General features: G+C 40.5%; 3 protein-coding genes. All 3 read left to right on the top strand.

Annotation, left to right across the window (positions count from 1 at the left end; all coding sequences use genetic code 11):
* Nucleotides 1-439: 439 nt before the first annotated feature.
* The 3 genes from FTV43_RS01875 to FTV43_RS01865 all read left to right on the top strand — a co-directional run bounded on the left by FTV43_RS01875 (nucleotide 440) and on the right by FTV43_RS01865 (nucleotide 14,347).
* The gene (locus FTV43_RS01875) at nucleotides 440-2,176 is read left to right on the top strand and encodes a ShlB/FhaC/HecB family hemolysin secretion/activation protein (RefSeq protein ID WP_179994750.1); all 1,737 of its coding nucleotides are present in this window, start codon (nucleotides 440-442) and stop codon (nucleotides 2,174-2,176) included.
* Between the two features lie 64 nt (nucleotides 2,177-2,240).
* A complete protein-coding gene (locus FTV43_RS01870; protein WP_179994749.1) occupies nucleotides 2,241-13,973 on the top strand; it encodes a hemagglutinin repeat-containing protein in 11,733 nt (3,910 codons plus the stop codon).
* A complete protein-coding gene (locus FTV43_RS01865; RefSeq protein ID WP_179994748.1) occupies nucleotides 13,970-14,347 on the top strand; it encodes a hypothetical protein in 378 nt (125 codons plus the stop codon). Before FTV43_RS01870 ends, FTV43_RS01865 begins: the two co-directional genes overlap by 4 nt.
* Nucleotides 14,348-14,360: the final 13 nt, after the last annotated feature.

Genomic DNA, 14,360 nt, shown 5'->3' with positions numbered 1-14,360 from the left:
ATATAAGTCGCTAAGCTTAATTTTGATAAAATCACTTTACCTTTAGTATCGGTTTAATTTTAACGCCTGCTAAGCCAACTGTTCAGCAAACTTTTGATCAATATGATCCATTACAAAGATCATCTTTCCATGCTTTATTTTTTTTTGTGTATTTGGTGCTCATGCTTGTGATGGTGTCAGTATAGATAAATACATCAACATGCGAAGAGTGACTTATACCGTAGAGCACACCATTAAGCCATTGAATTACAGGCATCATCGAATAAAAATTTAATTCAGTATCGAAATCATATTTATTTGGGGGTTTACTGACTATTTTTAAAATGCAATCAATCATAAAAGATAATCTAAGTATAGAATATCATTTATATTTTATGCTATTTACAAAATTTCATAGATTTGAAATAATTTAACGTGACATATGTCACGTTAAATTATTATGCAAAATTCAAAGCGATACAAATTTACTCTAACTTGTTTTATAGCAATCTTAGGTGGCATCACACATGCTGCAGAATTAAAAGATATAAATGCAGATCACCAACATAGACAACAACAACGAGATGATGCTTTAGAAAAACAACTACAACCGATTCGTGAAGTACAGACTGGGCTTGAAAAACAGCTGCAAACGCAACCTCAATTGCAATACTTAAAATCTCATAGCGAAGATATCTGTTTTGAAATTAAAAAATTCGTATTAATCGGGGAAGATGCCCGTGAATTTACCTTTGCCATGCGTCCAGTCATTCAGGGTGAATATAATTTAATTGGCCGCTGCATTGGCGTGACAGGCTTGAATCAAGCGCTGGATTTGATTCAAAACAAAATCATCAGCCGCGGCTATGTCACCACACGCGTACTGCTGCCGCAGCAAAATATTGCTTCAGGTGAAATTCAGCTGCAGGTCATTGCAGGTAAAGTTGATCAAATTCAATTTGCCGAAGGTACCTCAAAACGTGCGCATAAATTCAATGCACTGCCGCTCAAATCTGGCGATATTTTAAATGTACGTGATATTGAACAGGGCTTAGAAAACTTTAAACGTGTGCCAACTGTTGAAGCTGATTTTAAAATTCAGCCTGCTGCACAGCGCAGTGAACCAGGCTATAGCGACTTGGAGCTGGCATGGCAGCAGTCCAAACCTTACCGCATTCACTTAGGTATTGATGATGCAGGTTCAGAATCGACAGGTAAATATCAGGGCACAGCAACACTATCTTTAGACCATCTTTTAACGGCACATGACCTATTTTTTGCCAGCTATAACCATGATTTAGGCGGCGGGGATTCGGGCAAGCGCGGTACAGACGGTTATTACCTCAGCTACAGCATACCGCTGAATTATTGGCTGCTCAGTACCAGCTTAAGCCAGTCGGATTATCATCAGACTGTGGCAGGTGCCAATCAAAGCTACGAATACAGCGGCGAAAGCAGGCTGATCAGCGCAGACTTATCGCGTGTGATTTACCGTGATGCACACCGTAAAACGACCGCTTCCTTTGGCGGCTGGGCGCGTGAATCTAAAAACTTTATTGAAGATGTCGAAGTGGAGGTACAGCGCCGTCAAACAGCGGGTTGGCAGGCCAGCTTGGCGCATACCGAATATCTCTCCAATGCAACATTGAATGGCGCAGTGACCTATAAGCGCGGTACGGGTGCATTTTCAGCCATGGCGGCGCCAGAAGAAGAATTTGGTGAAGCCTATACGCATGTCGGCATTTGGCAAGCCAATGCCAGCCTGCAAGTGCCGTTCAAAGCGGGCAATCAAAACCTGCAGTATTTAGCGGAATGGCGCATGCAGCACAGCCAAAAACCGTTGACCACGCAAGACCGTTTCTCGATTGGCAACCGCTATACCGTGCGCGGTTTTGACGGTGAACAAACGCTGATGGCCGATAACGGCTTTTTGGTGCGCAATGAATTGAGCGGCTCTATTCCTAAGCTGCCAATGCAATGGTATGCGAGTATTGATTATGGCGAAGTGGGCGGGCAAACCGCTTATGAACCGAATCCTTTAGTGGGTACCAGTCTGATGGGCGCTGTCGTGGGCTTGCGCGGTCAAGTACTGAAATCAGTCAGCTATGACGTTTTTGCTGGCGCGCCGCTGAAAAAACCGGATGGCTTTAAAACGGATGATTACACTACGGGCTTTAGCCTGAACTGGATGTACTGATTTTTTAGTCCAAGCTGTTTTTTTAAACATTGAAAAAAATATAAAGATTGAAGGGTAAATTGCTGTGAATAAGAATTGCTATCGTATTATTTTTAGCCAAGCGCGCGGCATGTTTATTGCTGTTGCAGAAATTGTAAAAAGCCGCAGCAAGACTGCTGGGCAAAGCGAAGCTATCAACGCTGCAGATACGCCGCAATTTACCCCTCAAACTTTAAAAAAACTTAATCCGCTGAGTTTTGCCGTGGTTAGTTTATTGGGTGCAGTGGTGTATACCGTACCACTCAATAGTATTGCCAATACGCAAATTATTGCCGACAAGTCCGCGCCTAGCTTACAGCAGGCGACCATTCTGAACAGCAGTAATGGTCTCACTCAAGTCAATATTCAAACACCAAGCGCTGGCGGGGTTTCCCGCAACACCTATACACAGTTTGATGTCGGGCAAGAAGGTGCGATATTAAACAACTCGCGCAATAATGTGCAGACTCAGCTAGGCGGATGGGTGCAGGGCAACCCTTGGCTTGGAAAAGGCGAAGCCAAAGTTATTCTCAATGAAGTGAACAGCAGCAATCCGAGTCAACTGAAAGGTTATTTGGAAGTGGCGGGTAAGTCTGCACAAGTTGTGATAGCCAATCCATCGGGTTTGGTCTGTGATGGCTGCGGCGTGATTAATGCTGACCGCTTCAGCTTGGCAGCGGGCCAAGCCGTGGTGAATCAAGGCTATTTGGAATCATTCCGTGTACGTGATGGACAAGTGACCATTGAAGGCAAAGGCCTCAATGGTAGCTTAACGCCGTACACCGATATTTACGCACGTGCCCTGAATGTCAATGCTGGCCTGTATGCCAATGAGCTGACTACGGTACTGGGTCAAAATGATATTGATGTCAAAGACCAAACTGCGCCTAAAGTTAACGCAGTCAATGGTCAGTCTTCTGCACAGAGTGCAAAGCCTGATTTCGCGCTGGATGTTGCACAGCTGGGCGGCATGTATGCAGGCAAGATTTTCTTGGTGGGCACAGAGCACGGTTTGGGTGTGCGTAATGCAGGCTCGATCAATGCCACTGAAAATCAGCTGACTTTGAATGCCAATGGTGATTTAGTCAATACAGGCAACATCATTGCGAATAAAGACCAAATCGCCATCCAAGCGCATAATGTGGCGAATAGCGGCAACATCAGCAGCACAAAAAGCAAAATTCAAGTGGATGCGACAGATATTCAGAATAGTGGGTTGATTGCGACCAGTGATGAATTGAAACTTAATGTACAAGCAAACATCAACAATAATGACGGTGTGATCAATGCGGGACGTATTGATTTGAGTGCACAAAACCTGAGCAATGACAAAGGTCAAATACAGCAAACGGGTCTACAACAACTCAACATCACGGCAAAAACATTAGATAATAGCCAAGGGGTGATTGGACAAGCCACGCAAGACAATACGACTGGAACACAAACAGGCACAACGACACCGCCTGTGACAAACCCTGAACAAAATTCATCTGCACAAGATAGTAGTTCGATTACAGTGGCTGAACCGACTGATGTAACGCCAAAAACATTTGATGCAGGTCAAATTCAAATTGCCCAAGACATTCACAATGTGTCAGGACAAATTTTAAATAATGCAGATATCACACTAAAAGTTCAGGACAGTATTAAGAATATTGGCGGTGAAATCCAACTGCCTGAATTGCAATTCAATGGTCAAAACTTTGAAAACCAAGCGGGTAAATTTACAGCTAAAGTGATCAATATCACTGCGCAAAATGCCAACAACCAAAAAGGTGAAATCAATGCTACAGAAAGCTTTGATTTAACTGCACAACAACTCAATAACAATCAAGGGCGAATACAAAGTGCCAAAGCACTGAATTTAACATCGAAGCAAATTGACAATAGCCAAGGTCAAATACTTGCAACTGATGCTTTGATCTTGAATTCTGACAATACCAATAATACTGAAGGTGTCATTGCTTCAGTCAATGGCGATGCAACATTAAACCTCACCAGTTTAAATAACAATAATGGCGAAATTTCAGCGCAAAATGTGCAGCTTACTGGGCAAACATTAAATAACCAACAAGGTTCACTTCAAGCCAAAGCGGGTGATTTGACCCTAAAAGTAGGCCAAATTAACAATGGTCTTGTGCAAGATACGGCTGGTAACTTAATTGCAGCTAAAAACGTGAATATCACAGCACAACTGCTGAACAGTACTGGACAAATCTACGCAGGGGATACCGTAGATTTAACAGTTCAACAATTGCAACAAGATGGACAATTGGCAGCACTGAATAAAATCAAGGTACAGTCTGACAATATTACGAGCAACAAAGATGCAATTTGGGCATCGGGACTGGAGCAAGACGGTCAACTGAGCAATAGTACTGCAACCCTGAATATCGATGCACAACAAGTACAAATCGCGGGCACGATTTTGTCGGGTGAATCGCTTACAATCAATGCAACAAAAAGTGCTGATTTGAGCCAAAGTGCCACACAAGCCAAAAATATTCAGGCCAATACCCAAATACTGAATACATCGAATGCAAAAATCATTGCTGATCAAGAACTTGATTTAACAGCGCAACAAAGTATCAATAATCAACAAGGTCAATACAGTGCTTCGCAAATCAATATTGCTACTGCACAACTGAACAATGATCAAGGTTTGATTCAGCATACAGGGCAGAATGATTTTATTTTGAATGTTGCAGATCGGATTGATAACAATGCGGGCAAGATCATCAGTAATGCCCATACAACTGAGATCAAAACTACAAATTTAAATTCTGTTGCGGGTGAAATCCTCCATGCAGGTGATCAACAACTTAAAATCACTGCACAAAACCTACAAGGGCAACAAGGTAAAATCCAAAGTAACAGCAATTTACAACTCGAATTGGGCATTGCTAATTTAGACAATGCCACGACTGCTGCTCAGAATATTAACCTTAATGCAACAACACTGAGCCATCAACAAGGACAATTGATTCAAAGTGATGCCAATGGACAGTTGAATCTCAATGTTGCACAGAACCTTAATAACACTGCAGGTGTAATCAGTGCAGCAGGGAACGCTACCCTCAACACGGCTGATTTAAACAACCAACAAGGTGTGATTCAAACACTGACGGGCAAAGACCTAAAGATCAGCAGTCAAAAACTCGACAACCAGTCAGGTAAGATCATTGCAGGACGTGATGCCAATTTACAAGTGAGTGAACTGAACAACGATACGGGGACAGTTTATGCCGATGGCAAATTGGATATTGTTGCAACACAAAACATCGCAAACCAACAAGGCTTAATTGCATCACAACAAGCATTGACCTTAACTGGACAAAATCTCAATAACCAAAAGGGGCAAATCCAATCCGAACAAAGCGATGTTACTTTAAAGCTCACTCAAAGTATTAATAATCAGTCAGGCAGTATTCAATCTGCACAAGTCTTGAATATACAAAGTCCACATTTAGACAACCAGTCTGGGCAATTGATTTCGGGTGCAGATAGCCAACTTAACGTGGCAGAACTAAATAACCAAGCAGGTACGATTTATTCTAAAAAACAATTAGATGTAACAGTCTCAGGAACAGCGGATAATCGTGCAGGCACGTTTGCTGCTGAGCAAAACCTCAATCTAAATGCACAACAATTATTGAATAATGCAGGACAAATCCGTTCAGAAAATGCCAATACCACGCTGAATGTAGCGCAAGGCATTGCCAACAATACAGGTTTGATTGCAGCGGCAAAAGATTTGAATCTGACAGCTCAAGACGTTGATTCACAAAAAGGTCAGCTGCAAGCAGGCGCCAATGCTATCGTCCAAGTGAATCATTTAGACAATACTGGAGGTGTCGTTTACGCAGCGGAACAATTACAACTGAATGCTACTGGTCAGTTGAACAATAGCAAAGGTGTAGTGGCTGCAGAACAGCTGGTTGATTTAAACACGGGTTCAGTGATTAACGACGCAGGACAAATCCGTTCACAACAAGATCAATTAAAGCTGAATGTTGAAAATGAATTAAGTAATTTGGCGGGAGAAATATCTGCTGCTAAAAATATTGAAATCACTGCCAATACGATCAACAACCAATCAGGTAAAGTGATTGCGGGGACATCGCTCAATACAACAGCTCAGCAGATTGACAATACGTCAGGGACAATTTACGCCCAAGGCCAACTCAATCTGAATGTTGCAGATCGTCTGAATAACCAGTCAGGTACTCTAGCTGCCAATCAACAAGTACAGATTCAAGCGAAGAATTTAAATAATAATGTTGGCAAAATCCGTTCAGAACAAAATCAACTGGATTTAACAGTACAGCAAACCCTAGATAATCAGTCTGGTGAAATCTTTGCAGGCAGCAATGCCAAACTGAATGCGACAACACTGAACAACCAACAAGGGCGCATTTACGCTAAAAATCAGCTTGATTTAACAGCAGGGCAACTGAATAACCAACAAGGACAAGTCTATGCAGCAGGTGCTGCAAATGTCATGGTACAAGGTGATATTCAAAACCAAAAAGGCGTATTGGTTGCAGGGCAAAGCCTGAATGTGCAAAGTAGTACCTTGGACAATACCGAAGGTACTTTACGTTCTGAACAAGCAGATTTAACCGTCAATGCACAAGGGCAATTGATCAACCAACAAGGTGATATTTATGCTGCGCAGAATCTCGGCATAAATAGCAATGGCTTAGTGAATACTGCTGGACAAATTGCTTCACAAAATCAATTGAATGTTGACACCAATCAACAACAACTCAGTAATCAAAGCGGTAAAATCATTGCCAAAACTGTAGATTTGAAAACAGGAACATTGGACAACCAAACAGGTTTAGTCCAAGGTGAACAATCCGTTAAAGTTGATACCCAAAATCATGCCTTGCTGAATAGTAACTCAGGCGATCAGGCAGGTATTCTCAGCCAAGGAAGCCTTGAGATTGCAAATGTTTCACAGCTGGATAATATCAGCGGCTATATCGCAGCAGTCGGCTCAGCCAATATCGCTACACAAAATCTGAATAACAATAAAGGCCAAATCAACAGTCAAACAGATTTAAACATTCAACAGCAAAGTTCAGGTGGTCGTATTGATAACGTGGCTGGGCAAATTCAGGCACAGCAAAATGTGAACTTGAATGCAGACACGATTAATAATACTGGGGTGGGTAGCCATATTATTGCAGGTGAAAAACTGACTGCAACAGCGAACAACGTCATCAACTCACAAAATAAAGACGCAACTGTGCTGGGTGGATTAGATGCAAAAAATATTGAGGTCAATGCAACTGTACTCGATAACCAATCAGGTGCAATTCGTGCTAGTGAAAATGCAACACTGAATATTCAAAATCAACTGAATAACCAAGCAGGTTCGATCAGCAGTTTAGATACTCTAAGCATTGGTACGCCGAATAAAACACTGAACATAAATAATACTGGTGGTGAACTATTGGCTCAAAAACAATTGAATGTTAAAGCCAATGAATTGATCAATAAGGGGAAAATTATTAGTGAAGGCAATATTGATATTGACCTAAAACAAAGCTATACCCATACCAAAGATGATCAAATCTCTGCTAACGGTACATTGAAGCTGAATACTGACAATGATTTAGTGAATCAGTCAGAATTAACCGCGGGTCAAAAAATAGAATTAAGTGCCAAAAATATTAAGAATGAAGCAGGAGCAAGCATTTCATCCATTGAAACACATTTGACAGCGCAAGATACCGTACATAACCAAGGTTTAATCAATGGTGAGTTGACGCATATTCAAGCGGATAGAGTATGGAATGATGGTGCACGTATTTATGGTACACAAGTTTCAATTCAGGCCAACACCTTAGACAATAAATCCAATACAGCAGGTACAGGTGCAGTGATTGCATCTCGTGGGGATATAGATCTAGGCATTGGAACGCTCAATAACCAATCAGGTGGTGTAGTTAAGGAAAGCGCGCGTGATAATGCCTGGATTTTTAGTTCTGGTGATTTAAATATTGGCGGGAGTCTGGACGGGAATTTAAAAGCGCAAGGCAGTGCTAATACGTTGAATAACTTAAGTGCACGTATTGAGTCCCTCGCTGATATGACGTTGACCGCAAATACGATCAATAATATTAATCAGAATTTCCAGACTGAAATTGTACAGATCGGTGATGTTGAAAATAAAGTTTATATTCAACCTGAAGGTAAAACGACAAAGATTCCTAAAGAAAACTTAATTTGGAAAAGTTGGAGTAGGGCTGGCTTATATAAATACGATACAACACCGAATATTTTACCTGAAGATGTAGTGTTGGGTGAGACACCAATACCTGAGGTGGAGTCAATCAATTGTGTTGGAGAGGGGGAAGATGAAAGCTGTAATGTAAATTACAAGAAAGATGATGCTGTCTGGGCATATTTTAATATTACAGCACCACCGAAAGATGCACCTGAAGCACCAACGATGGTTGAGCCTGTGGCGCCAACTGGGCAAGCAAGTTGTGAGGTAGGTGCTGGATATGATGCCGCTGCATGTGCAGCCTATCAAACGGCCTATACACAATATGAAAAAGATAAAGAAGCGTATGTCCTTGGCTTAGCACAATATAAAAAGGATTTAGACGCATGGGGTGAGGTAGACGAATCGGCTTATCAAGCCCTAAGTGATGCCATTGATGCTTATAATGAACAATTTAGTAATACACAAGTAAAGAAATGGACGCAATACGAAGTTAAGGAAACCCACCTAAAAAGTGAGGTTAGCCATTCGGCACCGGCAGAAATCGTTGCTGGTGGGGATATTCATCTCTATGGTGATGTCTTTAAAAACGATAAGAGCGTTGTACTAGCTGGTGGTACATTGAATGTACAGCTTAATCAAGGGGTAGAGCAAATTGATGGCAAGGGTGTTGAAATCACTCAGCAAGCGGGGACGAGCCAATATACCTATTCCAAATGGCGTGGTGGATTTAAACGATATCATCAGCGTAAATGGGGAGATAAAATTGCTTACAATCCAGCTGATGAAGTAACAGAAATTGATTTACCTGTGAATCAGTGGCTGGGAAATGTCAAAAATCATACGTCTAATCAGAATATTTCAAATGTCACAGCTGGGACAGTGACGACCGATACAATTGCAGTGGTGGGACCAGAGCAGCAAGTGGATCGTCAGCAACAAGGTCAATCTAATCAAGTGACCGTTGATGGTGGTCAAAGCACTTCGGTAAATGGTCAAATGGCGAATGTACCGAATTCGCTGAATCAATTAGATGTGAAGTCTAAAAATGATCAAGAAATAGAAGCTGAGCAACAACAGGCTCAATCTGTTGATGCGGCAAAAAATCTACAAGCAGGAGATGCAAATACTTCAGCGACCAAAGGCCAGGATGAAATCAAAATTCGTTCTGTGTCGATGGATTTCATTGATTTACCAAGCAATGCATTATTTAGTACAACCCAAGACAGTCAGGCACAATATTTAGTCGAAACAGACCCAGCATTTAGCAACTATAAAAAATGGTTATCTTCGGACTATATGTTGGATGCCATGAATATTGATCCAGCGATGAAGCAAAAACGTCTGGGTGATGGTTACTATGAACAACGCTTGGTTCAAGATCAAATTGCTCAACTGACAGGGCACCGTTTCTTACAAGGCTATGGTAATGATGAAGAACAATATAAGGCATTGATGAACAATGCCTTAAGCTTTGCCAAACTTTATAACTTAAGACCTGGGGTTACATTGACTGCAGCACAGATTGCACAATTGACGACAGATATAGTTTGGTTAGAAGAAAAAACCGTCAAGCTTGCTGATGGTACAACGACGACAGCTCTTGTTCCTCAAGTCTATGTGAAGGCAAGAGCAGGGGATTTAAATGGTGATGGTACACTGATCAGTGCAGATCAAGTCAAAATCCAAGTAGAAGGTGATGTTCTTAATAATGCAACTATTGCTGGGCGTGAAGTGATACAAATCTCAGCGGATAACATCACTCAGTTGAGTGGTCGTATGCAGGCAAACCAGATTGATTTAAAGACGACAAAAGATTTAAACAATATTGGTGGAACGATCACTGCTGTTAATTCTGCGAGTTTAAATATTGCTGGTAATTTAAACCAGCGCAGCACAACACAAAAGACAGCAAACCAAGTTGGAGAAAGTGAATTTACTCGCGAAGGATTTGATCGTAAAGCAGGTATTTACATTACAGGTGTACCACTCACTCAGATGAGTAATAACACAGAAAATTTAAGTACTACACTGACTATCCGGGTAGGTGGTGATACGACTCTGAAAGGTTCAGAAATTGTAAACAGCAATGGTTCGAGTACTATTAAAACCGAGGGTAACTTAAATATTGGTGGTGTAAACACCTCGGTTAACAATCGTGGCTACGCAAATAAAGATAATTTCAATTACGAGAAAAAGCAGGAAGATATTGGTTCAGTGATTCAGAGTGTTGGAGATACACGCCTACAAGCTGAAAACATCACGGTGAAAGGTTCACAAATTTCCAGTGAACAAGGATCGGCCATACTATCAGCCCAGCAAAATATTGATATTTCAGAAGGTAGAGCGTTATCAGATACAGAGCAAGCATTTAAAGTTAAAGAAAAAAGCACATTAAGTACGACGGTACGCCAAGGTCATGTACGCAACATGAGTGATGAGGCGATCGCCAGTACTATTGATGGTAAAAATGTCATTTTAGATGCCCAAGATATTGATATCCGAGGCAGTAATGTGGTGTCAGATGAATTGACGCAAATCCAAGCCAAAGAAAATGTGACGATAACAGGTGCACAAAATCAATATCTAAACTATTCGGAATCGAGTGTTAAAAAGTCAGGCTTGATGTCGAGCGGCGGTATTGGATTTAGTATAGGTAAAAAGAGTGAATTAACAGAGCAACAAAACACTCAAAAAACAAATACAGGGTCAATGGTGGGAAGCTTAAATGGTAATACCAATATCATTGCTGGTAATAACTATCAACAAACAGGCAGTACAATTTCTTCTCAAAATGGTGATGTGAATATATTGGCACAACAAGTCAATATAGAAGCAGCCAAAGAACAAAGCACCAGTGACTATAAACATGAGATGGAACAAAAGGGACTCACTTTAGCAGTCAATGTTCCAGTGATTACAGCAGTACAGTCTGTGGTTGAATCGACGAAGCAAGTTGGTCAAAGTAAAAATGACCGAGTCAATGCAATGGCAGCAGCCAATGCAGGCTTTGATACCTACAAAGCAGGACAGTCGATAGGGAAATTAAAAGATGCTTTAACTGGTGCTGCCACATTGAACCAATCGGTAGAGGTTGGGGTGAGCCTCACATATGGCGAACAGAAGAGCAAGGAAACGCGCCATACAGAAAGTAATACTGCGAGTCAAAGCCAAATTTACGCAGCTGGCAAAACCAATATTGTAGCGACTGGTGCAGGCAAAGATTCCAACATCAATATTATTGGTTCTGATGTTGTGGGTCTACAAGGTACCCATTTAGCAGCAGACAACGATGTCAATATTAAAGCTGCAGAACAAAAAGTGATTGAAGAGTCAAACAATAAGAGTTCAGGTTGGAATGCAGGTGTCACCATCAGCAACCAAACAGGACTGGGGGTTACAGCAGGCGGCAATCTTGGAAAAGGCAAAGGCAATGGAGCTGATACAAGCTATGTAAATAGTCATGTTGGTTCAAAAGACAGTCTAACGACAATCAGTAGTGGCAATGCTGCCAATATTATTGGTGGGCAAGTCCAAGGTAAGGGCATCCAGATAGATGCCAATGAACTGAATATTGAAAGCTTACAAGATAAAGCGACCTATAAGAGCAAACAGCAAGATATTTCAGGCCAAATCAGTGTAGGGACAAATGGCGGTAATGTATCAGGAAGCTTTAGTAAATCGAATGTTGATGCCAATTATGCATCAGTTAACGAGCAGTCTGGCATTTTTGCTGGTGATGATGGCTACCAAATCAATGTTAAAAACAACACGGATTTAAAAGGAGCCATTATTACATCGACACAAACTGCTGAAAATCTGAAGAAAAATAGTCTCGATACTGGAACTTTGACTTATTCAAATATTCAAAATGAAAGTGAATATGATGCGAAAGGTATCAGTTTAAGTGCAGGATTTAACGCAGGAAGAACTGATTCAACAGGGCAAAAACAGCCGAATACAGTGCCTTCATCGGCAAGTGAAATCGATCAACATGCATCAAGTATTACAGGTGTAAGTAAGTCGATTGGTTTTGGCCTAGACAGTGATAAAGACAGTAGTGTGACTCGAAGTGGAGTCAATACTTCAAATATTACGATACGAGAAACAATTCGTCAGGAAGAGCTGACAGGTAAAACAGCAGAGCAAATCAAATCTGAAATTTTAACGGATGTAACAACTGATACAGCACGAGAAAATAGTGGTGCGCTGAAGAACAACTTTGATAAAGAAAAAGTTCAAAGTGAAATTAATTTGCAGATGGATGTGACGAAAAAGTTTGATGCCAATCGTCAGGAAGCTAAGGCTGAGATTAATAAAAAAATTGATGAAGCGAAGAAAGAAAATCAATCTATTTTAGATAAAGAAAAAAATGGACAATTCTTAACATCACAAGAGAAAGATCAACTTAACACATACAATGAAAAGGTTGATAACTATCAAAAGCTTGGTGTCCTGCTCGATACAATTTCAACAGGATTGTCAGCACCAACGAGTTCAGGTTTAGGCATAGCGGCAGCTACATTAAGCCCTGTAGCAAGTTACGAGATTGGTCAATACTTTAAATCTAATGATGCAGAAGGAAGTACAGCGCATATTTTAGCACATACGCTATTGGGTGCAGCGGTTGCAGCAGCAGGTGGAAATGATGCTTTAACGGCAGGTTTAGCAGCAGGTGGAGCGGAAGCATCGGCACCGTTACTATCAAGCTATTTGTATGGCAAAGAGACAAAAGATTTAACTGCAGATGAAAAATCTACTATTAGTTCGATTGTAGGTTTAGCGGGCAGTGCATTAGGTGCTACAACAGAAGATGTTGCAAGTACCGTTCAGAGCGGCGGTGTTGCTCAGAATGCGGTGGATGAAAATGCTTCCATTGCAGGTGCATATGCTAAGAAAAAAACAGAACAGTACAATGATCTGTGTGCACAAAGTGGTATAGCTGCTGGGCATTGTAGTGAATGGACAGGGCAAAGGATTTTAGGAAATGCTAAAGAATTAGCTATGATTATTGTCCCAACAGAAGTTTATGAGGTTATTCCTGTTGGAAAAGGATATGGAATTATTGCAAAAGGTTCTAAAAAGATTATTGCAACTGTTAAAGATTCTAAGCAAGTTCAAAAAGTTTTAGATAATATTACAGCAAGTCAAAAGGCTAGAAATTCTTCAAATTTTAACTCTTATGTTTCAAATGAGAAAGCATTTACTACTAGATTTGGAGATAATAAGTTATTACAGTCACATTTTGATAAACATGGTAAAGAGTTTAAACAATATGGTGTTAAGAACGTCGATGATTACTTAAACTTTGGACAGAAGATAATTCGTGATGGGAAGAAGGTTGAGTATATTTATAAGGGAGAAAAACGAACAGGTTATGTTGACTTTTTAGGAAATAACTCTCGCGGGGAAGCAAAGTTTGCACTTGTTGGTACTAATTCTAAAGGACATATTACAACAATTCATACTCAGACTGGTAAGGATTTTTGGAGAACAATCAATGGTAATGCACAAGATAAGGTTATAAGGGTAGTAAAATGAAATACTTAGTAAAAATTATTGAACCTGATATTGAACTTGATAATATTTTAACAATCCGGACTTGTGATGAAGTATTAGATGTTTTTGCTTCATATGTTCCAGAAGATATTAATTACAAAAATGAGTATTTGGTTGAATTAGAAGCAACAGTTTTAGATGAATATATTCTAGAGCAATCAGATGAAATATCCACGCTTCGGAAAATTGATAATAGTTTGGGGTATGAAATAATAGGAGTATTACGTAATGGGAAGATTTATGTGAATGAAATAATTTTTGAAGATGAAATTTTGAAAAGTGATTTTGGATATTTAGATAATAAAACAGTTAAATGGACAGTCGATAGAATTAGCCTTTACTTTGAAGATTTATAAGTAATATAAATTG

This window comes from Acinetobacter sp. YH16053 (genome assembly GCF_013417035.1).
Classification (GTDB): Bacteria; Pseudomonadota; Gammaproteobacteria; order Pseudomonadales; family Moraxellaceae; genus Acinetobacter; species Acinetobacter towneri.
The sequence above is the reverse complement of the archived record's forward strand: the minus strand, read 5'-3'. Positions and strand labels throughout refer to the sequence as shown.

Bases quoted from the DNA above. Each gene is read 5' to 3' on its own strand.
- FTV43_RS01875 (WP_179994750.1), top strand. From the start codon at position 440: ATGCAAAATTCAAAGCGATACAAATTTACTCTAACTTGTTTTATAGCA.
- FTV43_RS01865 (WP_179994748.1), top strand. From the start codon at position 13,970: ATGAAATACTTAGTAAAAATTATTGAACCTGATATTGAACTTGATAAT.